Source organism: Deinococcus sp. Arct2-2 (genome assembly GCF_004801315.1).
Taxonomy (GTDB): domain Bacteria; phylum Deinococcota; class Deinococci; order Deinococcales; family Deinococcaceae; genus Deinococcus.
This window is the reverse complement of sequence record NZ_SSNW01000036.1, coordinates 1-23,956: the sequence shown is the minus strand read 5'-3', so window position 1 is coordinate 23,956 and position 23,956 is coordinate 1. Positions and strand designations below refer to the sequence as shown.

At 60.0% G+C, this 23,956-nt stretch carries 20 protein-coding genes and 1 pseudogene; 9 read left to right on the top strand and 12 right to left on the bottom strand.

Going from position 1 to position 23,956, the window contains the following annotated elements; all coding sequences use genetic code 11:
* The first annotated feature begins 126 nt into the window (after positions 1 to 126).
* Entirely contained in the window at positions 127 to 831 is a 705-nt protein-coding gene (locus tag E7T06_RS14485; protein ID WP_136366494.1) for a Dps family protein, read from the top strand.
* 148 nt (positions 832 to 979) lie between these two features.
* Positions 980 to 2,119 carry a type III polyketide synthase gene (locus E7T06_RS14480; RefSeq protein WP_136366493.1) on the top strand — a complete coding sequence of 380 codons (1,140 nt, stop codon included), beginning with the start codon at positions 980 to 982 and terminating at the stop codon, positions 2,117 to 2,119.
* A 518-nt stretch (positions 2,120 to 2,637) separates the two neighbouring features.
* On the opposite strand, the gene E7T06_RS14475 is transcribed toward E7T06_RS14480, so the two are convergent.
* From E7T06_RS14475 to E7T06_RS14460, 4 genes are all read right to left on the bottom strand, one after another.
* Positions 2,638 to 3,057, bottom strand: a complete 420-nt coding sequence (locus tag E7T06_RS14475; protein WP_136366492.1) for a hypothetical protein — start codon at positions 3,055 to 3,057, stop codon at positions 2,638 to 2,640.
* A gap of 278 nt (positions 3,058 to 3,335) precedes the next feature.
* A complete protein-coding gene (locus E7T06_RS14470) occupies positions 3,336 to 3,971 on the bottom strand; it encodes a hypothetical protein (RefSeq protein WP_136366491.1) in 636 nt (211 codons plus the stop codon).
* Positions 3,971 to 7,243, bottom strand: a complete 3,273-nt coding sequence (locus E7T06_RS14465) for a DUF4157 domain-containing protein (protein ID WP_136366490.1) — start codon at positions 7,241 to 7,243, stop codon at positions 3,971 to 3,973. Before E7T06_RS14465 ends, E7T06_RS14470 begins: the two co-directional genes overlap by 1 nt.
* Before the next feature lie 283 nt (positions 7,244 to 7,526).
* Positions 7,527 to 8,366 (bottom strand): hypothetical protein, encoded by an 840-nt coding sequence (locus E7T06_RS14460; protein WP_136366489.1) that lies wholly within the window; start codon positions 8,364 to 8,366, stop codon positions 7,527 to 7,529.
* Between the two features lie 76 nt (positions 8,367 to 8,442).
* Here E7T06_RS14460 and E7T06_RS14455 point away from each other — a divergent pair, with 76 nt between their 5' ends.
* Positions 8,443 to 9,033 (top strand): hypothetical protein, encoded by a 591-nt coding sequence (locus E7T06_RS14455; protein ID WP_136366488.1) that lies wholly within the window; start codon positions 8,443 to 8,445, stop codon positions 9,031 to 9,033.
* A 125-nt stretch (positions 9,034 to 9,158) separates the two neighbouring features.
* On the opposite strand, the gene E7T06_RS14450 is transcribed toward E7T06_RS14455, so the two are convergent.
* Together E7T06_RS14450 and E7T06_RS14445 are read right to left on the bottom strand one after the other, a co-directional pair.
* Positions 9,159 to 9,641, bottom strand: a complete 483-nt coding sequence (locus E7T06_RS14450; protein WP_136366487.1) for a hypothetical protein — start codon at positions 9,639 to 9,641, stop codon at positions 9,159 to 9,161.
* A gap of 133 nt (positions 9,642 to 9,774) precedes the next feature.
* Entirely contained in the window at positions 9,775 to 10,008 is a 234-nt protein-coding gene (locus tag E7T06_RS14445; protein ID WP_136366486.1) for a hypothetical protein, read from the bottom strand.
* A gap of 824 nt (positions 10,009 to 10,832) precedes the next feature.
* On the opposite strand from E7T06_RS14445, the gene E7T06_RS14435 reads away from it, so the two are divergent.
* Positions 10,833 to 11,816 (top strand): IS4 family transposase, encoded by a 984-nt coding sequence (locus E7T06_RS14435; protein WP_168733558.1) that lies wholly within the window; start codon positions 10,833 to 10,835, stop codon positions 11,814 to 11,816.
* A 603-nt stretch (positions 11,817 to 12,419) separates the two neighbouring features.
* Here the strand turns inward: E7T06_RS14435 and E7T06_RS14430 are convergent.
* Positions 12,420 to 12,722 carry a recombinase family protein gene (locus E7T06_RS14430; RefSeq protein WP_136366483.1) on the bottom strand — a complete coding sequence of 101 codons (303 nt, stop codon included), beginning with the start codon at positions 12,720 to 12,722 and terminating at the stop codon, positions 12,420 to 12,422.
* Positions 12,723 to 12,802: 80 nt separating this feature from the next.
* On the opposite strand from E7T06_RS14430, the pseudogene E7T06_RS14425 reads away from it, so the two are divergent.
* Positions 12,803 to 13,520: pseudogene (locus E7T06_RS14425) on the top strand (DDE-type integrase/transposase/recombinase); the annotation flags it as partial.
* Between the two features lie 106 nt (positions 13,521 to 13,626).
* On the opposite strand, the gene E7T06_RS14420 reads toward E7T06_RS14425, so the two are convergent.
* On the bottom strand, positions 13,627 to 16,755 hold the full coding sequence (locus E7T06_RS14420) for an HD domain-containing phosphohydrolase (protein ID WP_168733555.1): 3,129 nt from the start codon (positions 16,753 to 16,755) through the stop codon (positions 13,627 to 13,629).
* A gap of 648 nt (positions 16,756 to 17,403) precedes the next feature.
* Positions 17,404 to 17,739 carry a hypothetical protein gene (locus tag E7T06_RS14415; RefSeq protein ID WP_136366481.1) on the bottom strand — a complete coding sequence of 112 codons (336 nt, stop codon included), beginning with the start codon at positions 17,737 to 17,739 and terminating at the stop codon, positions 17,404 to 17,406.
* Here E7T06_RS14415 and E7T06_RS14410 point away from each other — a divergent pair.
* Positions 17,738 to 19,417, top strand: coding sequence for an HD-GYP domain-containing protein (locus E7T06_RS14410; RefSeq protein WP_136366480.1), 1,680 nt, complete (start codon positions 17,738 to 17,740; stop codon positions 19,415 to 19,417). The two genes, E7T06_RS14415 and E7T06_RS14410, sit on opposite strands and share 2 nt — an antisense overlap.
* A gap of 18 nt (positions 19,418 to 19,435) precedes the next feature.
* Here the strand turns inward: E7T06_RS14410 and E7T06_RS21285 are convergent, their stop codons facing one another.
* Positions 19,436 to 19,609: a hypothetical protein gene (locus tag E7T06_RS21285; RefSeq protein WP_168733554.1), complete on the bottom strand. Its 174-nt coding sequence runs from the start codon at positions 19,607 to 19,609 to the stop codon at positions 19,436 to 19,438.
* Between the two features lie 304 nt (positions 19,610 to 19,913).
* On the opposite strand from E7T06_RS21285, the gene E7T06_RS14405 reads away from it, so the two are divergent.
* Positions 19,914 to 21,617 carry an EAL domain-containing protein gene (locus E7T06_RS14405; RefSeq protein ID WP_136366479.1) on the top strand — a complete coding sequence of 568 codons (1,704 nt, stop codon included), beginning with the start codon at positions 19,914 to 19,916 and terminating at the stop codon, positions 21,615 to 21,617.
* 365 nt (positions 21,618 to 21,982) lie between these two features.
* On the top strand, positions 21,983 to 22,570 hold the full coding sequence (locus E7T06_RS14400) for a histidine kinase dimerization/phospho-acceptor domain-containing protein (RefSeq protein WP_240741078.1): 588 nt from the start codon (positions 21,983 to 21,985) through the stop codon (positions 22,568 to 22,570).
* On the opposite strand, the gene E7T06_RS21280 is transcribed toward E7T06_RS14400, so the two are convergent.
* The gene (locus E7T06_RS21280; protein WP_168733552.1) at positions 22,461 to 22,694 is read right to left on the bottom strand and encodes a hypothetical protein; all 234 of its coding nucleotides are present in this window, start codon (positions 22,692 to 22,694) and stop codon (positions 22,461 to 22,463) included. The two genes, E7T06_RS14400 and E7T06_RS21280, sit on opposite strands and share 110 nt — an antisense overlap.
* Positions 22,695 to 23,310: 616 nt before the next feature.
* Here E7T06_RS21280 and E7T06_RS21275 point away from each other — a divergent pair.
* On the top strand, positions 23,311 to 23,586 hold the full coding sequence (locus E7T06_RS21275) for a hypothetical protein (protein WP_168733553.1): 276 nt from the start codon (positions 23,311 to 23,313) through the stop codon (positions 23,584 to 23,586).
* A gap of 175 nt (positions 23,587 to 23,761) precedes the next feature.
* Here E7T06_RS21275 and E7T06_RS21510 read toward each other — a convergent pair.
* Positions 23,762 to 23,956 (bottom strand): hypothetical protein (locus tag E7T06_RS21510; RefSeq protein ID WP_205750939.1); only part of this gene is annotated, 195 nt, incomplete at its 5' end.

Below are 23,956 nucleotides of genomic sequence, written 5' to 3'. Positions count from 1 at the left end.
CAGGAGCTTGAGGCAAAGTTGAGCTGATCTTGACGGCGCCCTCTTCCTTGCACCCGTCTAACACTTCGTCTTTAGCGTTGAGTCCTTCGCCCACCAACCCTTCACCCCGTTCACTTTGGAGACCCCATGAAACACCTGATCTTTATTTCTGTCCTGCTGCTCGGTTCTGCCGTGGCCGGTGCCCAATCTGCGGGCAACCAAGTGCCTGCCACCAGCACCAATACGCCCCAGCCCACGACCGGTCAGCCCAGTGCGACCGGCACTGGCACGGCCTCACCTCTGCCTTACAACGTGCCGACACGCTTGCCCTCGTCGGGCACCGATAATCTGAAACAGAGTGTGGCCGCGCTGCAAAATACCCTTACCGAATTGCAGGCCCTGCAACTTCAGACCAAGCAGGCGCACTGGAACGTCTCAGGCACGCTCTGGTACACCCTGCACGAGCTGCTTCAGGAGCACTACGAGGGCATCAGCCAATATGCCGATGATGTGGCTGAGCGGATGCTGGCAGTCGGATCATCCAGCGACGGCCGCGCCATCACCGTTGTGGCCGCGTCACGCCTGCCCGAAATTCCGGGCGGCTTTCTCGACGATGCCCAGGTGATCCAGTTCTTTACCTACCAATACGAAACGGTCGGCCAGCGTCTGTTTCAGCGTATCGGCGACATCGAAAAAGTTGATCCCACCACCGCCAACCTCTTGCAGGAAGTCGAACATGCCATCGAAAAATACCAGTGGCAGATGCGGGCCTTCTTGCAAAACACACCCCGTGATCCCAACAGCGGCTTTGACCTCAACAACAACCAGCCCGTTCCGCTGCGCGGCAAATAAATCATCTCCCCGCTAAGGCAGGACGAACCTCCGGGTGATCGTCCTGCTCTTTTCTGCTCCAAAGGTCGTGCCATGATGTCTTGTCTTTTTTTCACTCGAACCTCTTGTTTCCCCGGCCTCTCTCTGCTCCCCGGCCGGCGCTAAGCCGATGTCTGTCTTTCTCCATGCCATCGAAACGGCGGTGCCGCCGCACGTGTACCCGCAATCTGTGATTCGGGACGTGATGAAGGCCCAGCCCGAACTAGATCGCCTGGGTCAGCGCATCATCGGCACCATCTTCAACGCCTCCGGCATCGATCAGCGCCACAGCGCCATCGGTGAATTCAACTGGGCCGCCGACGAGCCTGCGGGCGTGTTCTATGACCCGGCCACGCGCCGGATGCTGAAGCCCGGCACAGGGGCACGCAACGCGTTCTATATCGTGGAGGCCAGCAAACTGTTCGTGCAGGCCGCACGTCAGGTCATGGCCGCCGCCAGCCCCAGCATCCAGCCCGGCGACATCACCCATGTGGTCACGGTGTCCTGCACGGGCTTTTTTGCCCCCGGCCCCGATTATGCGGTGGTGCGGGCGCTGGGCCTGCGCCCCGACGTGCAACGCTTCCACGTGGGCTTTATGGGCTGCTATGCGGCGTTTCCAGCCCTGAAGATGGCGAAGGCGTTTTGCGAGGCCGACCGGGACGCGGTGGTGCTGGTGGTCAGCGCCGAGCTGTGTACCATCCATATGCACGCCTCCAACGACCCCGATACGTTGATCGCCAGTTCGGTCTTTGCCGATGGCGCCGCCGCCGCGCTGGTCAGTGCCCGCCGTCCCAGCCCCGGTACACCCGTATTGCGGATGGATCACTTTGAAACCACGCTGACGCCTGCCGGAGTGGGCGAGGCAGACATGGCGTGGACGATTGGCGACCTCGGCTACGACATGGTGCTGAGTACCTACGTGCCGTCCATCATCGAAACGCATATTTCGGGCGCACTGGTGCCGCTGCTGGCCCATGACCCTGAACTGGCGGACGCCCCTCACTCTCAGATCGAACACTGGGCCATTCATCCTGGCGGGCGCAGCATTCTGGACAAGGTGGAAAGCGCCCTGAACCTGAGCGCCGAACAGCTGAAGCCTTCGCGGGAGGTGCTGCGCGAGTACGGCAACATGAGCAGCGCCACCGTACTGTTTATTTTGCATAGCCTGCTGCACAGCGCCCACGACCACGAGCGGGTCTGCGCGATGGCCTTTGGGCCGGGCTTGACGGTGGAATCGGGCTTGCTGACCAAACTCTCCGGGCTCGACTAGGTCGGCGGTCAGGCAGATGAGGTCATTCAGAGAAGCAGTGTTGCTCGCTGTACGGCCCACCCAGTGGATTTATCCCATCTGAGGATGAGGAGAAGGGAGAGAAATGCTCTTGGACAGGCGCAAGCAGGAGTAAGGATTACATTCGGAATGGATCAGCGCCATAGTGGGCTTGACCCGTTGTTGCGGCTCTTCCGCACTCCCGATACGACTGGCTTACTCAGGCAACCTGCGCCAGTAGGGCTTAACCTAGCGAAGGGTTGCAATTTGTCCAACTCGCCCACAATTCCACTGCAAGGCTGTGCAAAAGGGAAGGGATTTGCCGAGCGAAGGATGGTGCGATGAACACGGCCTTTTCTTGTTGCAAAACCCTGTTGCTTTTGTGCTTCTTTTTGCCATAGGGTTTTGCCAAAACTTTCTAGCATGAACCTACACCAGCGCTCTACCGACCTCTTCTCTGGGGCTGCAGTGTCACACCTTCTCCGACCGCACTCCATCATGTCTCACGCTCATGATGTGACTCAGCAGGTCGCCGGGGAAGTAAAGACCGGGAACAACACGGTGGCCGTGTCCTCACCCGCGCTGAACGTCGCAAACACACTGCTCAGCGAGAACTGGTAGATGGTGGTCTCGCTGTCACTCAAGTTGATCCCGAGTTGAAGGTCGGGGTCGCCTTCTTTCATCCCGATGGGGAAGATCTTGAGCGTAGGACTGCCCTTCAACAAGGCCTGACGCTCCAGCCCTTTCCGAGGCAACCCAGGGAAGCTGAGTTCATACCACGTCTCTGACAGCTCAAAGCGGCTGGGTGTGCCGACATCAAACTCCGTTGAGAAGCGGTCAAATTGGATCAGCAGCTCCGTCTCGCTGTTGAAGGCCTCGGCGAGCGTGGTTCGGTACAGTTGAAACCACTCTGGGAGCTTGATGTTCTGTTGCTGGGCCAATTGGGTCACTTGCTCAGCCGTGTTGGCAAAGAAGGTGGCCTTAGGGAAGCGCTCAACGAGAACGAGGTACTTGTCTTGTTCAGCTGTGGAAAGTGCTGATGCACGCACTCTGGCGTGAGCTTGTTGTTGGTTGAACAGGTACAGGGAATGACCTCGAAGAGCTTATGACGGCTGCGGAGTGGTTGGGCCTTGTCTTCATCGACAAGTGTGCCCTAACCGGAGGAGGGGTCTTTGGACGAATCACATAAGCCCTCCTGAGTTGGAACGAACGCTCCACCCTACGGAGAAGCAGCACTCGTATCGATGTGCCCTTCGTGTCTGATGTTTTGGATGCGGCTCAGCAGATCGCCTGGAGAAGCGAAGACGGGGAACAGACTGACTGAAATATCTTCCCCATTGCTGAAAGACGCTTGAACATCTTCAATATGGTATTCGTATATTCTCGTGTCATCTTTATTGAGATTGATCCCGAGTTGATACCGATCGTCCACGATATCTACCGCGATGGGAAACAACTTGATAGATGGGCTACCTTTCAACAGGATATTCCGTTCCTTCTTTCCTTTTGGAAGTCCAGGGAGGGAGAGGGTGTACCACATGTCGCTGAGTTGACGGCGACGGGGAGAGCCGACATGAAACTGGTCAGTGAACGAAGCAAACTGAAGCGCGAGGTCATCTGCCCCGGCATACGCTTCTGCGAGGGTGGAACGGTAAGTTAAGAACCAGGCAGGCAATTTGATTTTTTGATCCTCTTGATACGATTGGAGTGCGTCCATGGTATTCGCGTAGAAGTTTGCACTGGGAAAATGCTCGACAAAATTCAAGTATCTCGACTGTTCAATCTCTTCTAATTCAGACGTGAAAATGCGCTGACGCGCGACCTCTGCATCCATATTTATAACAATATCTGCCATCAGTGGATCGCTCCTTTTATTTTAGTATAATTTTGAGCAATTACTTTGCTTATACTGGCGTACTCTTTTTTGAAGTTAAGATACGTACTCACTCCTGAGCGCCAATAGCTGTCTGGATGAATTTCCAAACTAAACGATTGGTGACCATTCCAAAGATGTTGAGTCATCACAGCATGAATGTTACCCACCACAGCAGTGTGATCTGAGCCTGTTCTAAACGCTGAGCGTAGAGCATTATGGAAGTCTGCCTGTCCGGTTGTTTCCGGCGTGTACGTGGTTCGGTTCTGAAGGTTGGTGCGTCCCAAGTAGGCGGCTCCCGAGTGCCCCTGAATGAGGGCTTTCCCGTTCAATACACGAGGAGTCTTAAAGACCAGATACTGGGTTAAACTGCGAGTAAGATGCTGGAATTTCACCCATTCCACAGCGGTTCCAAGTTGTTGAGCTCGGAACTCTTTTTCGACCACTTCCAAGATCAGATCACAGGGAATCCATTCATGGTGACCTGGCATGGCGGCTCTGAAACGTTCAATCACCTCGCGACGGTGCTCTGTACTGCCAGCAGTCGTGCGGGTCCACAACGCGGCGAACTTGGCACGGTTTAAGCCACCCACAGTTCGGCCAGCGGCAATAGCTTGTAAAAAGGCAATGATGCCGCCGGCTCCATCAATCGCAGCTCCTAAATCATCTGGCGAAGTGATGTGCTGATCCAAGAGAGCAACGGCGGGTGCGATGCGGGCATTGACCTTGGTGATGGTGTCTTTCCCCAACGTAGCGAGTTTGCCGCGGATCGCTTTGGTATTGGCACGGAGCCACGCTTCGTCGGCCGTAGGATTGGCTCCTCGGGGCCGTGTCTGCACGTAGCTCAACATAGCCTGAATCCCCGTGTCAACCAACCCGTTTGCGTCCGACTGGGCTTTATTGACCATGGCCTTTTCAGGGCCGCTCAGGAAGGCGGCGGCCTCCTTCTCCATTTGCGTCAGTTGTTGGCGCAGCGGCAGAGGATTCGAGGCCATGATGACCACCGGGCGCTCGCCCTGAAGTTCGACCCAAAGATGGTGCTTCGTGCCCCGAACCGGCACCTGCTCGGTGAGCCGAGGGGCTGAGCCGCGGAGAGCGATCCAGATATTGTTGAGTCCACCCGTGACCTTCGTGGCGACTGTTCCACCTGCAGCTTTGAGTTTTTGGAAGACCGCTTGGACGGGCTTGCTGCCCACGACATTGTCGATGGCGGTGTTGATCGGCTTTTGCACTGCCGTCAGGCCTCTTCGCAGCGCCCCACCGATCTTGTCGAGCCCCAACAGCTTGGAGACGAACTTCAGCACCAGGCCCGTCACCCGGCCCAAGTTCTGCTCCACCGTCTGGGCGGCCTTGGCCGTCTGTCCTGCCGCGATGTCCTGCACGCTGTCCAAGATCCCTGCCCCGACTTGGCCGAACGTCTGAGCATTCTGCAAGAAAGTACTGACCAGACTGAAGGCCGCCTTCGCTACCGGGCCAAGTCCTCCAGTTGCCAGGAAGCCACTGACCCAGACCACCGCCTGCTGCGCCACTGTCTCCATGGCGTAGCCCCGCGCAGCTGTCAGCATCCCCGTTTTGGCTTGGCTGTCCAGGCTGCGAAACTCGTTGAGTCGGTGTAGGCCGCCTTTGGCCTGCTGCAAGACCGCCAGCTGCCCCTGGGCTTTTTGGACGTTCGCCGCTCCGTACCGTTTGCCCAGCCGCTTCAGCAGCGTGGCGGTATTCAGGTTCAGCAGATTCATTCCGAAGCCCAACAGTTCCTTGCCGTCCAGCGTCTTGGGAAAGGCCAGCATGCCACCCGTAGCGGCGACGGTTGTGCCGGTCAGCCAGTCCAGCAGCGCCGTCTTGAGATGCCGCTCAATATTGGTGCGGAAGAGCTTGAAGCCGTTGCCCACCGCGCCAAACAGACTGCTGAAGAACGCGCCGGGGTTGGCAAAAATCTTTTGGAAGACCCCTTGACTGCGCTTGAAGGCAGCGACGATCACCGCACCGTTGGGCACTTGGGCGGCCCCTTCCAAGGCCAATTCCAATGCTTTATTTTTGAACGTGCCCCACCAGTCGCCCCAGGGACTGCGCTGCAAAGCGACACGTTGTGCCGCGTGGCTGGGCGTCAGTGGGGCGAGGGAGCGCGACACCGCCTGCGAGCGGCGATGTGGGGTCTTCAAGAACGAGGCCGGGGAAAACGTGCGGGCTAGCTCTGCTCCTGTCGTCCGCGCCTCGTCTTCTAGCTCGGCGTCTGGGTCAATGCCTTGTCCGACACGGCCCCGACTCTGCTGAACGGTATGCGTGACCTCGTGGGCCAAGAGTTCTAGGCCGCTTTGGGTGTTGGGATTGAAGTGGCCGCTGCGGAAGTAAATGTCTGTGCCGGTGGTAAAGGCCAGAGCGTTGACCTTCTTGCTGAGTTTGTCCGCTTCGGCGTCGTCATGGATGCGCACCCGGCTCAGATCGTGGTTGAGCCCTTGTTCCAAGTGGCGTTGAATGGCGGCAGGTAAGGGATTGCCCGCCCCACGTCTGGCCTGAATGCGCTTCAAGACAGGCTGCAGGGCTTCGGCTTCTAGCTCAGCTTTCTTCCGTTGCAAGGCATGTTGAGTCAGGGCCGCTTGATCCTGAGCGTCTTGGCTGGCTTGACGTTGTAACGCCTCATCCACCGCCCGTTGCAGAGCAGGCCGCTCGCCTGTTGGAATCAGGGCCATCACCGCACGGGCCACCTGTCCACTCGCGGGATGACGCTGCAACGCGACTAAATGTTCGGCGTACTGGGCTTGGCGCGCGGCTGGAGGCTGACGGTCTTGACGGTAGCCCTGCTGCAAGACCTGCGCCACCTGCCGTTGCAGCGCAGTAAATTGCCCAGCCTGATGCACGTCCATCAAGCGCCCTTCAACTTGCTCGGCCTGAAAACGCATGACTGCTACCCACTCGGCGGGTGACTGCGGCTTTAAGGGGGGCGTAGCTGGAGTTTGCTGGCGTTGAAAAGCAGCAGAGAAGGCATCTGCAGGAAGGGCGGGCAGTGCAGTGAGTTGGCGTTGCACCGCGGCCTGTTCGGTGGTCAGCCGCTGGACTTCACCTCTCTGTACCTCTCCAGCCTGGAAGACGGGCTGTGCGGCACGGCGCTGCACGGAAACGGGCCGGGAGGTGTGGGCGATCAAGGCCCGCTGAATCCCCTCAACCGGATCTGGCCGGGGTTCAAGTGGAGCCGGGGCAGACCATTGGGGCACCACTGCCTGCGAAGTGGCCCTCTTGCGTTTGACCGACTCGTACATAGGGTCAGTTTAGAGCAGCGCGGGGTGAATGGAGAGCACAGGAAAGCCTTGTGGTTTGGAACGGTTCTGCCACCAACCACCCCAGTGCGCGACCATCCCCAACAGGTTCAGGTCTTTGAGCTGGCGTTGTCAGGCATCATCAGGGTACCTGCCTTCTCCATTCCCTTCCACGGGTCTTTCAACGAGCGTTCAAACCCCCTTGGGCATCAATCAAGCCTGTATAACGGCTCTTGAACGTCGGCTTGAGAGGTGTTTTTTCTTTTAAAGGTGATTGAACGGTCGTTTAAGAGCCTTGCACGATGGCGGCAAAGATCGGTGCCCATGGGGTCGCCCGTTTTCCGTTGGCGAGCACCGCTCTCAAGGAATAGCACTGGACGTAATTCAGCCCAGGTTCCGCTGCAAACTCCAGGGGCAACTGGATCACCGTGTCGGGGCGCAGCTTCACATGAGCTGACCTCTGCCCGCCCACCAGGATCTGAGTGCGGTTGTTGAAGCACGCCACGGTGACCCCCACCGTCTCCTCCAGCGCGTTAGCCAGCCCGAGTTCCAGCGGCGTTCCGGCGGGAAATACACTGGCTGAAATGCTCTGAGGGTGCTCCCCCACCAGGGAGACCCGGCTCACCGCCCCTGACGTGGGCACGCCACTCGGCGCCGCGGCGCCGGACCAGGCCGAATCCTGGAAGGTCTCAGCTTCACTCAAGGGCCGGGAGATCAGCAACCCTACCACTGGTTCCTGAAGGGCCGCCTGGATTTCTTCAAGCTTCTCGCGGATGCTGCGCGTGAAGATGACGCTGACCGCATCCTGAGCTGTGGCCGCTACCGTTTGAGTGAAGGTGACGGCTTGGGAGCAGCTTGCCAGTTGATCATTGACCCGTGCCTTCACTTCTCCGTTCACGAGGTAGAGGACGTCGAAGGCGACGGGCATCTCTGGGGTTGAGAACAACTGTAGCGTGGTGCGCAGCTGGAGGTGACCCGCATCCTGAACGTCAAGCTGATGGGTAGCAGCGAGCCCGATCTCGTCTGGAGAGCCACAGGACGCGGGCTTGGTCGCGGTTGAGGAGACGGTCATACAGGCGGTGAGCAGCAGGGCAAGGACACACAAAACCACAGGAAGAGAAGCCACTGGGTGAGCTTAGGGCAGGTTGACCGAGGATTGAGCTGCACTTGAAGCAGGGGGATCCCTGCTGCAGGGTCGTAGCGTGATCCTGGGAAACGGTGGTGGTCGGGTTGCGGGGCAGTTGCAAGGGGTGAACCTCTCCCGATCCAACTCAACCAATCCAAGCGTTCAAACCCCTTATGCTGGCGCGGTGATTCCTGCACCTGTAGCGCTGGAGGCGAGGGTGTTCTACCACTTGCTCATCGCTGACGTCGTTCAGACCGTTGACGTCGTTCGGTGGGCCGATGGTTGGATTGTGCAGCTGCAGACGCCCCCCGAGGCTCTGTTGGAAGTCAGTTTGAATGGCAAGCGCCTGAACGACCTGATTCACAGCCTGCGGGAACTTGCAGACCCAAAGTTTTCTTCCGACAGCGTGGAGATGCTGTGCAGGATGTTGCATCAGCATCTTGTTCAGCAGCCAGACGAATTACAGCGTGTGGTTCGCCTGCTCTACGGGGCGAATGTTGAAGGCGTACTTCCCGATCAGTTCGCACACGAGGTGTCCATGCTGGATGACTTGCTCGATCTTGCTTTCCAGGGCAGCTACGGCACAGTGGACGACATCCATTCAGAAACGGTCGACATTCTCGAAAGGTATGGCGCGGTTCTCCCTGAGCACACCGAGTTGATCTGACCCTGGGAACAGGGTGACTGAGAAGGGCGACGCACATCTCGTCCGAGAGAGACAAAGTTCAGCAGGGGCAACCTTTGAGGTGAGGGTAATTCGCGTGACCACAAGCTTGGTAGCCCTCGTCCTGTTTAGCCCGCCTGTTCATAACTTGTCTCGTTGAGTACTGGGCCAAGCGACATACCCCACTTCATGGCTGGGTGTATTCGTACTGCTTCAGTGAATGTGGTGGCATCTGGGAAGTCCATACTCCACAAGTTCACGTTAGGGAAATCGGGTGCACTCCCAAACATGGCCATTGCTGGGGAGACCACCAAACCCCATTTCTCTCGACTTCCATCATCTTCGTCCCCAGGCTCAAGCATAGAAACTGGCACATAGAGCAATCGCTCGAAATAGAAAACTCCGGAGGAGGCCTCAAAGTGAAGGTAATCCAGAGGAGAAAACTCACCACCCCCCACTCGACAATTCTCTACCCGGATCTCTTCAAAAAACGCCATAAATGCATCGAACAGCGTGGACACGTCGGCCTGACCAAAGCTGATAGAGCGGTCTTTTAGGAAGATGTGGAAGGCTTGCTGTAGGTCTTTCGGATGGATGAGCGTCTGAGTCACAAGACCACTGTACTTATGCCTTGGAGTGGAGAACCATTTTTATTTTTACCCGGATAAAACCCGTCTATCTTTTATGACCTAAGGCGGCTTAGGTCAGAGAACTATTGAGCATGGATCCCGAGTAGAACCGTAACTATTCGGGCGACCAGTGGGCGACGATGGGTTGATAAGCAAGCGCGCGATCGACGATCTCTTCAGCCGTCATTTCTCGGTCTGGCCAGAAAATGTAATCGCTCACTTGAGGATCGAAAAGATCGCGCTGCAAATCCACCAGCAATTGGTCGCCTTCCTCCTCATCGCGATACTCCCCGTGTAGAAGGCGTTGCACTAGCGTGACTAGCTGAGAGCGGCTGGGTAGCTCATCCATGCTCATAGCTTGCTCTCTACTCTCGCCTAAGAGGATTTAGACCAGAGAAAAGAGGGACGCTCAGTTGCTACTTTGCCCTACTCTGCTTCCAGCGATGAAGGTCACATTCACCCCTGCCAGCTCTGTTCCCCTACCTGTGAAGGTCGTCATCTTCCTGCTGTCGCTGAGCTTCATCCTGAGCTTTATCGTTAGCCCCTTCATCGGGATGAGGAGCTACTGGACGGCTGTGAACTGGCCTCCCACTACAGCTATCGTCGAACGGGCCTCCCTGCCTGCCAACTTGCACTCCGGGACAATGCGAAATCCTCAAACATGTGAGTTCAGCTATCGGTACAGCGTAGGTGGTCAGGAGTTTCAGAGCGGCAGAGCTGGATTCGATGATGACTCAAGTGGGACGAGTTTGGATCCTCGCTGCCGAGTTCTCGCAGATCATGGGCTCCCAAGGGTAGGAGATCGCATCACTGTTCTCTATCCACTGAAGCACCCGGAACGAGCGGTGTACCTGCGAGTCTTTCCGGTAGAGGAAGCACGGCGGTTTCGGTTTGGAATCATTGTCGGCGCTGTGATCGTTGCCATCTTCCTCACCCTTAAAAGGCTGGAACTTCAGTAGCCGACAACTTAGGTTTTACGCTGTCCCAGTCGAGGATTTTCACGAAATTGAGATGTTGACTGTGCTGGAGACGTGAAGAGGCGGGAGATTGAGAGGTATGCAGACCTCATCTCCCGCCTCTCCCCACAGTACCGAACTGGCTGCTGAGTTCAAGCGCACGGTGCCTTTCCTCCGAATCGACACCCTCCAGCGCCTGATTGACATCGTCCTGGCGATGATCACGGCCCAGAACGTCAACCACCTCAAACTTTCGCCCCACATGCCAGGGAACAGCAGTGTAGAAGCTAAAAAACGCCGCGTGGAACGCGGCGTCGGGGATCAACAACTGACGATGCGGGTGTTCCTGGCCCTCATTCTGACCCGTATTCCTCCAGGAACATGGCTGCTGAGTCTTGACCGCACCAACTGGGAGTATGGCGAGTCTCCGATGAATCTGCTGGTGTTGGGCGTCGTGATAGATGGCTACACCATCCCTCTGGTCTGGGATGCTCTGGATCACACGGGCAACAGTGACACCCATACCCGCATGTGGCTGGTCAGCCAATTGCTCCGGGTCTTTCTCGCCTCCCGCTGGCGTGGCCTGGTCGCCGACCGGGAATTCATCGGTGCAGAGTGGTTCCGCTTTTTGCGGAGAAGCGGCATCAAGCGGGCGGTGCGCGTGAAGAAAAACACCCAGCTTGACGGTCTGCGAGCGTCCGAATGGTTCGACGATATCGCGCCGGGGCAGTACCGTTGTCTGGCGGAAAAAGCCTGTGTCTTTGGGGAAGTCATGCAGGTCGTCGCCACAAGGTCACCTGCAGGTGACCTTGTGCTCATTGCGACCGATTTCAACGTCTGGGACACGGTTGTCCTGTACCGAAGGCGCTGGTCCGTGGAATGCACCTTCAGCAGTCTAAAATCCAGAGGCTTTGACCTGGAACGCACTGGAATGTCTGATCCACAGGCACTCGAGAGGGTGTTCGGCTTCGTCGTTTTGGCGTGGCTGAACTGCTTGCAGATCGGGGTATGGAGGTCACAGCACAAGCCCATCAAGACGCTGAAACATGGCCGCAAGGCCATCAGCCTTCCGGCCTACGGAGCGCAATACCTCATTGATGCCCTTCGCTGGGGTCACGAGACGCTCCCGACACTCCTTTTCCTGCTGACCCAGCCTATATCCCCTCTGGGACAGGGAAAAAGTAGAGTTGTCGGCTACTGAAGGCTGGAACGGTTGGATCGTAAGGAAAAACCCGGCTGAGGAAGTAGTGTTTCAGGCCCGCCCTTTGGTAGGTTGTTTGGCTGCAGAAAATATCGGATTCCGGCTCGTTTAATGAGTGACGCGAGATGATCCGCAAGCGGATTTAGGCCGGGGCTGCACATTTGTTTGATGTCTTCCCGGCAACTCTCAGAGTGATGCTGCCGTGCCCTCGCCAGCAGCCTAGAAAGTGAGATCTGCTTTTGTAACCTTCAGGGCTAAGACGTCAGGATCGAACGCCTGATCTGGCAAGCGTTGGCCTGAGCAAGGGGGTGGTTCTGATGGAGCGTTTGAGATGGAAGGGAACGTAAGGCAGGATAAGGACAAGGTCACGGTGCGAGGTTTCTTCGCAAGCTGTGACCTGGCCTTCTCACCCCTTCTGCCCTCGCCTCCTCCCAGGTCAGCACCACCAAGCAGGGCCACAGTGGGTTGGGCTTGGACGCGCACCAGGCCAGCGGTCAACTGGATGAGCTGTAGTCGGAGGGGTCTTCACCTCCTGGTGCAGCGTTGTGCGGCTGCTCTGGGAGCACCGTCGAGGGGCGGGCCCCTGAGCTCCAGCGTGAGGGCTTACCGGACAGGCACAAGTTCGTCCTCAAAGCTCAACACGTTTAGGCTGGCCTGACGATCCTCCAGGCGGCGCAGGATAATGTTCAGGTGCAGCGGGTTGCTGCTGAGCCGGTCCAAATCTTCGACGACCAAGACGTCCCCGGAGCGCAGGAGATCGATGGTGCGGTGCAGAACTGGCCGGTTGAGATGATCGCCCCGGCTCATCTCTACAAACACCGCCCGACACCCGGCCGCGATCAGCCGGGCCGCCTGGGGCAAAGGTGAATCCAGCCCATGGCCGGAACGGACAGACCCGATAAGCATGGCTTCTCCCACACAAATAACAAGAACAGAGGAATCAAGGGTTGTGTTGCCTTAACCGGATCGGGGGAGGCTGACCTGCTGTGACTGACCCGAAACCCTCCCGCCACCGATTCAAGGTGACGATCATTCCGCACGCCGTGTGGCTCTCCCACCGTTTTCGCTTGAGCTCCTGAGACGTTCAGGAATGACTCCACCAGTGCGGTTCAACAGGTCAGCCACGAGACCCTCCGCGCATGGTGCATCAAGTTTGGGCCGCTGTTCGCAGAAGAACTGCGCCAGCGGGAATCCCGACGGAGTTTCCGCTGGTATCTGGACGAGATACCGTCGATGGCGTCCGCCACTGGCTCGCCTTGACCAGAACGGACGCGCCTGGGCACCCCTGCCTGCTGGAGGGCGGTTAACGCGCACGGCTTCGTGCTCAACGTTTTCCTCCAACGGCACCGCGCCATTGAAACCGCGAAGACCTTCCTGATCAGGCTCCTGGGTGAATATGACGTCCCTGAGGTCATTCATAATGATCAGCCTCGCAGCTATGGGGCGGCGATTCGGGAGATTCCGGGCTTGGAGGGCGTCGACCACCAACAGGTGATCTCTCCGGCACGCTGGAACAACATGATTGAACAATCTCACCGACCGACACGGCGTCGAGAAGGCCAACAACAGAGATTAAGGCAGAGGAAATGAGCGCAGGAATTCCTTCACCTGCACGGGCGGATCGAGAACCCTCATCATCAGACCCGAACCAGCGTTTCCGCCACGACTAGACAAATCGACCAGCAGCAAGCGTTCCAGACGTGGGCAGGGGTGCCTGAGGTTCAGGCGACCCCTGCCCTCCAGCTGCCTTGGGGCCGATTAAGACAACACAACCCCTCTGTACGCTGAACAGGACTGGTGCGGCTTGTGATCAGCAAGGCGAGACCATGGGGTAGCGGGTTGAGGTCAACACCTCAACCGCAGCACGGACGATCTCCGGATCAAATTGATGTCCTGCCTGCGAGATGAGTTCCGATAAGGCTTCTTGTGACGTCCACGCAGCCTTATATGGCCGCTCACTCGTCAGCGCGTCGTAGACGTCCGCGACACTGAAGATCCGGGCGCCTATTGGAATGTCCGTTCCAGCCAAGCGGTCCGGGTAGCCGGTTCCGTCCCACCGTTCATGATGATGCCGAACTACACTGCGGGCCTGGGCCGTCACTGTAGGAATCCGTGCCACCAGCTCGTCGCCAATCGTTGAATGGCGCTGCATCACCCCCCACTCGTAGGCATCCAGTTGCCCAGGCTTCAGCAAAATCGCGTCGGGAACGGCGAGCTTCCCAATGTCATGCAGGTAGGCGCCCACCCGCAATTCTGCCAACGCCGTCCCCTCCATGCCCAGGCGTTGAGCGATCCTGAGCGCCATTGACACCACCCGCTCGGTGTGCCCCGCCGTCTCAAAATCGCGCAGTTCCAGAGCCATTCCCAAGGTAAGGAGCGCGCCTTCCCGGATGCCCTTCAGGTCTTCGATATGCGCTTCCTGATCCAGCACCTGGCCGATCAGCTCCGCGCTTCGGGTCATCAGGAGCGCTGCCGATTCGGGGAGGACGCCCAAAGGCCGCAACCAGATTAGCGCCACCACCCCTACCCGCTGACCCCGTTCTAGGACTGGCACCTTCACCAGGGCCTGAACCCCCGCTTCCACGAGGGCCGCATGCGCTTCCCCTGCGCTGGGATAGCGGTGAGTCGCGAAGCACAATGCTGCGCGGTCATCCGCACCGGATCCGTGAAGACGTGCTTCAAGTTCTTCTGCTGATACATCACCCAGAGAGGCGGGGACGGCACCGTGGGTCACTGTCAGTGCCCGGTTCGCACAGACAAACACTGCGAGATCCGCATTCAGAAACGTGCGGGCAGCGCCGAGGCACTCCTCCGCGGCGGAGCGGCTGTCATTACCCCGCCCGACGTGTTCCGAAAGCTCTGCAAGAATCTGCAGTTCCTGCGAGCGGCGCCGCTCCTGCGCGGCGGCCTGCAGCCGCTCAAGCGCCGTGACACCCGCCGAGGCGAGCGCTCCGAGCAGCCGACCATCAAGATCACTGAATGTCAATGGGGCGGCGCGCACGGCCGCCAGTGCGCCCACTGGGGCGTCTGCAACCGGCGCAAGGGGGGCAATTATCAACGCGCCATCGATCAGTCCTTCCCTGAGATAGATCCGCTCATCGTCCAACATCTTGGGAACGTGCACAACATCTTGGGCCTGAATGGCCTGCCACGCCACGCCTTGCCCGTGCGGCAGCAAGCCCGGCGAATACTGAGCATACATGCCCGACGGAGACACCAGCCGCAGGGCGTGAGTGTCGTGCTCGTAACGGGCGAAGACCACATGCTCGGTGCGCAGCAACGCCCGGGTTTCCGCGACCAGAATCTGCTCCACCTCCTCTGGGGTCTGCACCGCACTGAGTGCGGCGCTGGCATGCACGAGCACTTCGAGCTCCTGCGTGCGTGCGGCCTCCCGCGCGTGCCGGTCATGGGCGGCCAGGATGGCCGCCGCCTGCCGGGCGAACTCCTGAGCCATCCTCACCTCGTACGGCGCGAAGGCCCGCGGTGAGCGCAGGTTGTCGAGATTTAAAGCGGCCACGACCCGCCCGCGTACCACCACGGGCACCAACAGGTTGGCGAGCAGCTGCTGCACGGCACACAGGTCGTTCATCGTCAGGGACGCTGACTCACGTGGAAGCTGCTCGTAACCACGGGCGCGAGCGACAATCTCAGTTGAACCGCGGAGCACGCGGGCCACGCCTCCCTGCCACCCTTCCGACCCATGCCAGCGGCGCATGGTGGCTGGAGAGCGGCCGGCACCTAGCAGCGCAGCCGAGTACCCCACCTGCGCCTGTAGGACAAACATGGTGCCTTCCAGCACGTAGAGGGATCCCGCCTCTGCTCCGGGCAGGGCCGCCACCGCCGCTTCCAGGAAGGCTTGCCAGCCCGCCTGATCAATCACGCCATCGGCACTGATCAGAGTGGACGTCGCCCGCAGGGCCTGCCAGAGCAGTTCCCCGGACCAGATAGTAGGTTGGCTATCAAGGGCATGGCCGCTCAGGCCACGCGCCGCGCGCCGCGCGGCCTTCTCGCGCAGCATGCGCTGGTCTGCCAGGCGCAGCAGGTCATTCGGTGCCAGGGCGTCCAACGGGAATTCGGCCATTCCGATGGACACGCGTGCGCCAGGCAGGCCTCTGAGCCTGACTTGCTGCTCCACCCGATTGACCTGGGTTCGCACACTTTGAAGGGCAGGCGCGTTCCCTCTCCGCAGCACCACGAACTCATCGCCGCCCCACCGGTAGATGTGGCCTTGTGCGCCGAACTCGTCCTGCAGAGCCCAGGCGAAACTAGACAGCAGATGGTCCCCTTGCGCGTGGCCCTGTGCATCATTGACCTGTTTGAGCTCATCCAGATCCAGCAGCATCAGTCCAAACGGCTCACCGGCGCTCACGGCGTCCTCAAAGGCGTCTTCGAAAGCGCGGCGGTTTGGTAGACCAGTCAAGGAGTCCTGTGAGGCCATTTTCAGCAGTTCAGCAGTTCGTTCTGTCTGGCCTTGGAGGCGGTTCAGGACGTCTTGGACTAACCCCGCCAAGTCCAACAGGGCCGCCTGTTGACTGGGAGACAGCGGGACGCGGGGCACCGTGTCCAAGAGGTAGAACGTGCCCAGGAGCGCGCCGGTGCGAGTCAGCAACGGCACGCTAACGTAATACCGGAAGGCGTCTGAACCGATAACGAGCGGATGCACTGCAAAATCAGGGTGCAAGGTGAGGTCTGGCACTTCAAGCAGAGCCGTTGGGTGGGCGTCACCGAACGGCAGTTCCGGCGAAGAGGACGACAGAAAGTGATCATGCCCTGGGAAGAGCCGCTGCCGCGTCTCGTCGGTGAGGCTGATCTGAGCCAAGGAGACATTAAACAAGCGGGCAGCCGCGCGAGTGATCCGGCTGAATTCTCCGTCGGGCGACGCCCCCAAAGACTGGTTGCCCTGCCGGGGGGTTAACCGATGATGTTGATGATCATTCATGCCCGGTTCTCTCTCACTTGAACTCCTGCCGCCACTGGGCGGCCCGTTTCTGATCAGGGACGCGATGCGCCCCGCCGCACCATACGCCACGGCCTCTGCCAACAGTGAGACTGAGGCGGCCGCTGTTGCCAGACCAAAGCTCCTACCGCAACGACAAAGCGCGTCCGGAACGCATACTGACAATGTTCTTCTCTCAGCGTTGCGCTCGTACTGGTAGGGGAGTGCCGGTGAGGAGCTCCCCCGTCTGGAGTGCGAGTCAGACAGGCAAGTGCTGCCAGGCGATTGGCTGACCATCTGGGCTGTGGGCGTGGAGCGCGAAGTTCAGGAGATCTTGTTGGGTCTGTCCAACACAAACGAAAGGGGCAGCGCCCGCAACTGGGGGTGGTCCCTGGGCCCTGACGCTGGGGAGGAGGGGGGCGTGCCTGAACTGCAGCCAGCCGAACGCCCGCTGCGCTGTTAAAAATAACCTGAGCGGAGAACCAGAAACGTGCCTGAGAGATAGGTTGTATCCCGCGCACAGCCAAAGAAATGAAGAGCGACCCGCTGAGGTTGCCTGTCTTCCCGGACTAGAGCGACTTGCGCCTCTAGCTCAGGGTTGAAACAGCAGCTCTCGATCTCGCTTGTCTCCGCATCCAGGTGCCGTTCAGGTCAGCCCCAGGAGGGCGTCAAGTCGTCGAGTGAACCGCTGTACTGCACGGTGGGATCCCGCTCCAACCGCAAGAACAGGTTGGCGATGGCCGTCTCAGCACGCGGGTACAGCGCCAAGGTCTCGTGTGGCCGGGAGCGCGTGATGAGTCGATGATCGACCCGAAACCACCACGTTTGCGGCTGCGGAAACAAGGCGGCAGCCCCAAAGTCTGCGCCCATCAACGTCGCTACTTGGTCTTGCTCCAACGCCCGAACTTCTGCCCTGTAAAACTGCCCCTGCGCTGTTCGGAACAGCGCCCAGTGCCCTTGCCGACCTCGAAACGTCAAGGTGATCATGTCCCAGTGTACGTTCACCCCCACCGACTCCGTCAACGAGCAGCAGTTCGGTCTGGAATCCCAGCACTCCAACCACAGAGCAGACTCCACCCTGACGCCGGGCAGGCACAGTGCTCCTTCCCGTGCCCTGCGCGCGAACCTCCCCATGACGACTGCCCTGCTGAATGACTTGACTCGCCTGTCCCGTGACGCGGCCACTGCCCAGCGCGCTGCAGGGGGCCTGCTGCCTGCGGCCCACTGGGACGCACTATTGGCCGCCTTGGTGCACCATCTTCCGCACGTTGACCGGGCCACCCTCACCCTGCGGGAAGGGGCCCACTTCCGGGTGCATGCCCTGTGCGGCTATCCCGAAGCGCTGCGCGGCGTACATTTACCAGGCTTCACCGAACGGGCTTGGTACGGCGGGCCAGATGCCCACTGGCATGCCGGACACCCCCGCACCCTGACTGGGAGAGCCTTACAAGCGCGCCTGGACACGATCGAGGCTTCGTTCGGGCCGCTAGAGCATTATGAAGTCCTGCGGGAATGTGGCCACCTGGACACGCTCCAGCGCAACACCTTGGTGCCCCTCGCGCTCAATGGGAGTGTCCAGGCGCATCTCAACCTCGACAGTGAGACTGATGCAGGTGATCCGGTCGCCCCGGTGCCCGAAGCCGTGCTGAACCTGTTCACGTGTCTGCTCGAAGCCGGTGGCGCTGGGGCGCAGAGTTTGGATCTTCCCGCCGAGAACCGGGCGCTGCGGGTCATTGCCGGACTCAGCGATCTGCTGCGCCCCCTGCAAGACCCGCAGGAATTGCTGCGCACCGGGCTGCGCTTCGCGGCGTCTGGCTTCGGAGCACAGGCCGCGTTCCTCGCGGGGCCAGACCGGATCAAGTCGCTGACCGGTGACTTGACCCTACGCTACAGCGGCCTGCTGCACGTCCAGCATCCGTGCTGGACTCAGGTGGGCCTGCAATCGGCTAGCCTCCTGATCGAACCCTTTGGAACCCAACACCTGATCTTGGCCTGGCCCAGTGCCCCCCCCGCTCTGCCCCTAGCCGCCACCGCCTTGCGCGGCATTGCTGAACGGGCTCAGCACGCCACTCTGCGCGCCCAGGAGGGTCAGCAGTTGCGCGAAGCCCGCGACCAGGCGCTCGAGATGATCGGAGCCCTGCTGGAAGCGCGCGATCTGGAAACCCAGGGCCACACCCAGCGCGTCGCGCAGCTGGCCCGGCGAGTCGCGCAGCAGGCCGGCCTCAATACACAGGACACTGAAGCCCTGTATTTGGGCGCGCTGCTCCACGACGTCGGCAAGGTGGGGTTGCCCGATCACGTGCTGCTCAAGGCGGGGCCGCTGAGTGAGGAGGAATGGGCCTGGGTGCGCACCCATCCCCGCCTGGGCCATGACCTGGCCGTCCGGATTCCTAACCTCCCTACAGGCGCTCTGGACGTCGTGCTGCATCATCATGAGCGCTGGGACGGGGGTGGCTACCCAATGGGGTTGAGCGGAGAGCGCATTCCACTGTTGGCCCGGCTGTTCTGCGTGATTGACGCGTTTGACGCCATGACCAGCGCCCGGCCCTACAAACCCGCCTGGACATCGCAGCATGCTCTAAAAGCATTACAGGAAGGCGCAGGGCAGCAGTTCGATCCCGCCGCCGTTCGAGCGCTGATGCAGAGCAAAAGAACGGTGGAGTGATCTGGAGGGTTCGGCCGCTCAACTCGAAAGCTTTGGTGCGATCATCAGCTGCTCTACCTCAGCACCGAGGCGCACGAAGTGCTTGGCGTTGAGGGTGACCAGCCCTGCCGCTCCCGCCCGCAGCGCCGCCTGCGTGATGAGGGTGTCGTAGATCGCCCCACCTTGCAGCCTCAGGTCTCGGCAGCGGGTCATGGCGTCAAAGGAGTCCGCTGGTAGAAGCGGCAACACGGTCCACGTCTAAGCAAGACTGTCCAGCACGGCGCGGACTTGCGTGCTCTGCTCAACACACAAAGATTTCAGCTGTCGTTGATCAGCAGAAAGCGCTGCGGCTGCAACACATTGGCACTTTAAGGAAATTCTCAAGACTTATACTACGTTTCCTCAGAGTTGCTTCAAAAGAGATGGACTAACCCCGGCACAGAAAAGAGTTGGACGCCTATATGCTGCTGAAGGTTCAGATCGCTGTCATACGCCGAGCGCTACGCTGAACGGCAACATGCGAACGGGCCGAGCGACCAAAGATGCGTCCCACCGCGCACTCGAGGACGCGCTCCAGGAGGTCACCACCATCTTGGAGAGCATCACCGACGCGTTATTCGCCCTCGACCATGAATGGCGCTTCACCCGTGTGAACGCCAGCGCCGAGCGTCTCCTGAAACGCTCCCGCGAGAGCCTCATCGGCCGAGTGGTCTGGGAGGAGTTCCCGGCCGCGCTCGACTCGATTTTCGAGCGCGAGTACCGCCGTGCCGTAACCGAGAACGTCGCTGTTGCGTTCGAGGCGTACTACGAGCCACTGAAGGCCTGGCGAGAGGTACGGGCCTACCCCTCCGCAGTGGGCCTGAGCGTGTACCTCCACGACATCACCGAGAAGCGGGCGCTCCTGGAGGAGCTGCGCTATCAAGCGCATCACGACAGCCTGACCGCACTACCGAATCGCACGCTCTTCGAGGACCGGCTCGAGCTGGCCATCACCCGCGCTCGGCGCTCTGGCCGTCGCGTGGCCGTTGGCTTCCTGGACCTCGACGATTTCAAGACGGTGAATGACTCGCTCGGCCATCACACCGGAGACCTCCTCTTGCGTGAGGCAGCCGGACGACTGCAGGCCCTTATGCGCAAGGGTGACACGCTCTCGCGCCGCGGTGGCGACGAGTTCCTGTTCATCGCCGACGACCTTCTCACCCCAGAGGACGGCGTCCGGGTCGGTCAGCGGCTGCTCCAGGCACTGGCCGACCCTTTCGAGATCGCAGGGCATTCGCTTCACGTCACAGCCTGCATCGGCCTGAGCGTATTCCCGGAGGACGGCGAGGACACAGAAACCCTCAAGAGCAATGCGGACGCGGCAATGTACCGCGCCAAAGCCAAAGGCCGCGGCCTCATCGCATGCTTCGAGCCCGTGATGGGTGAAGCTGCCGCCGAGCGTCTGCGCCTCGAGAGTGACCTGCGCCGCGCGCTCGAGCGAGGCGAGCTCCACCTCGTTTATCAACCTCTGTTCGACGCGGTAACTCGAGAGCTCGTGAGCGCCGAGGCGCTGCTTCGCTGGAGGCACCCGGTGCTGGGCCCTGTCCCGCCGGGGCGTTTCATCCCGGTGGCCGAGGCGAGCGGAATGATGGTGGGGATTGGCGCGTGGGTGCTGCGAGAAGCCTGTAGGCAGGCGGGCGAGTGGGCACGCTCACCCGCAGGGCCATTGAGGGTCGCGGTCAACGTGAGCGCAATGCAATTCAGCCGAGCGGACTTCTTGGATGAGGTCGTGCGAGCGCTCGAGGACAGCGGGCTGGAGCCTCACCTGTTGGAGCTTGAGCTGACGGAATCCCTCGTGATGGCTGATGTGGTTGAGACGCGCAGGCAGCTCGTGCTGCTGCGGTCGCTGGGCGTGGGTGTAGCGGTGGATGACTTCGGCACTGGCTATTCGAGCCTGGCTCACCTGCAGAACCTGCCGTTGGACACGTTGAAGATCGATAAGAGCTTCGTGAACCGGCTTGAGGCGACGCCGAGCAGCTTGGCGCTGGTAAGGGCGGTGGTGAACCTTGGGAGGGATCTGGAGATGCGCGTGGTCGCGGAGGGTGTGGAGAGCGAGGCGCAACTCGAGACGCTTCGAGGGTTGGGTTGTCATCACATCCAGGGCTACCTTCTCGCCAAGCCTCTCCCACCGGAGGACTTGGTGCGCCTCCGAGCAAACTGGTCGGATTCAAGCCTAGCCTGAGCGACCTCGAACTCGCGCCAGCAGCGGGTGAGGTCATCGAGCCGGGCTCGTCCGGCCAGTACAAACCGGCTCTCGATCGTTACCGCGCCTTCGCCACAGCTCTCCTACCAAAGCCGGTTAATGCATTTGGGTAAGTCGGGGCCACCAGTGGAAGAGGGTGGACGCCTTCACCACCAAAGACTTACCCAACAACCGCACACACTGCTCCTCCAACCACGAAAGGTGGTCAACGTGTGCTGACACATGGCTCGGATGAGGGTGCGTAAACACCAGTGCTGCATGGCGTACCCGTGGGCTTGTTCCTTATTGCTCTGTTTGAACCGCATACTTGGACACCCGTCGACAGGGCGGTATTGGAAACGACCATGCGCAGTCTCACCCTGGCGCTTGAGCGGGCCGAACACATCCAACAGTTGACGGCCCAGTGTGACCTCCTCGATACCCGCACCCTGGTGCTGAGTGACGCCAATGAAGAACTCGAGGCCTTTGCCTACAGCGTGTCGCATGACTTGCGCACACCTGGGCGGCATATTGCGGGCTTCAGCCAGCTACTGCGCACCTCACTGAAAGACCAGCTGACCGACCAGTCCACCCGGTATCTCACGATTATTGAGCAAGCGGCCCGACGCATGAACGGGCTGATCGACTCCATGCTTGACCTCGCCCGTACCTCCCAGCAGCCCCTCCAGCTCCAAGGGGTGGGGTTGGACGCCTTGCTGACGGACATCCAAGCGGAACTTGAACCAGACGTGCAAGGACGAACCATCACGTGGCAGGTTAACCCTCTGCCCAGAGTGATGGCGGATCAAGACCTATTGCGGCAAGTCTTGCAGCGTCCTGCCGTTACCTGTCCAGGGCGTCTTTCAGCGTGCCGAGTGAGGGCACAGTGCCGATTTGGACCCGGAAGGTCAGAAAGTCGTCGTTGCCGACCCGGTCCGTGCGGGTCACGGTGAACTGCAGGCGGCCCCAGGGCTGGGGGTTGGCCTGGACGCCGCGGTAGCGCCGGCGCTGGTCCGGGAGGCCGGTGACGTTGTTGCGGTCATCGAAGGTGCCGCCCTCGATGTAGGCGGTCAGCACGTCTTTGAGGGACAGCGTGCCTTCTGGCTGGGCTTGCTGCTCGGTGATGGTCCAGCGCCCAACTGTGACGTCATCGTCGTGGGGCCGGTCCTAGGCGTCGGGTGAGCGTCAGGGCGCTGGGGGCGGTGGATTCAGTCCAGATGGAGGAGGTCATGCCCTCTGTCGCCGCCGGAACGTGGGCGTCAGCCCCGGTCCGGCGGAGGATCAGCTTCGTGACCCAAGACGAAGCTCGGGAGCGCACAAAAAAGGACGGGTTCCCCGCCGGGCCTGAGGCGCTTACGCTGAATCAAGCTCGGCGGGAATCTGGCCCTCTGCCAAGAAGAACGGTACACGGCTCCTGTGCTGCCCGTCAAAGAAGCGCGCAACGGGCGTGCACTGCAGCACACGGGGCCTTGCTTTGCTTCCGGACCGGGGCTGCGGGCGTGGAGAGGTGCGGCATGTTGCTGCAAGCGGCCGGGGCACCATATCTTTTTTCTGAACTGAAATACGGTTGTCATACGCCGTGTTGTTGAGTACTGGATGACTGACGCGTTGTGAGGAGACTGCCCTGAAGAAAATAATTGTTTTGCTCGCGAGTTTGTTCTCCTTAAACAGCGCCGCTTCTGCTCAAATCCTGATGGCCGATGCCGATAATGGGACCAACGGCAACGCTCCGTTGGTTTCCAATGACACGGTGCCGACCCCGGGTGTGTACACCAACGGAATCGTCGTGAGCACTCCAGGGGTGTACCTCAACGGCGTTCAGGTGACCCCGGGGGTATACACCGACGGAACCGTCTTGATCACTCCAGGGGTGTTCATCGACGACGTTCAGATAACCCCAGGGGTGTACATCAACGGCGTTTTGCAATCCCCTGATGTGTCCATGAACGACGTTCAGCTGACCCCATAGCCGGTTGCACGGGCAGGCGCTCGTCTGCGGCAGAAAGCGAGCGGGAGCAGCGCCCTGCAGCGGAGGCCGGGTTTCGCAGGAGAAAAGAAGAAACGTCTTTTGAGACGTTGTGGAATTGCGCGGACCTGCTCATCAAGAGTTTGATTCGTGCTGAGTAGCTACTTTATTTCTTCGTCTACTTGAGCGGTCGCTGTTCCTTCTTTGAGTGAGCAGGACGGGAAAGGAGCGGTAGGATCTGCGCGAAGGCGCCGTACACGGTGACGGTCAGCAGCTGTGGAAACTGAACTTCAAGGTCACGCACGACGCGCTGAATGTGTGGAATGAACCCAAAGTACCGGGCCAGCAGGCAAGTCACTTCTAAGCGCAATGA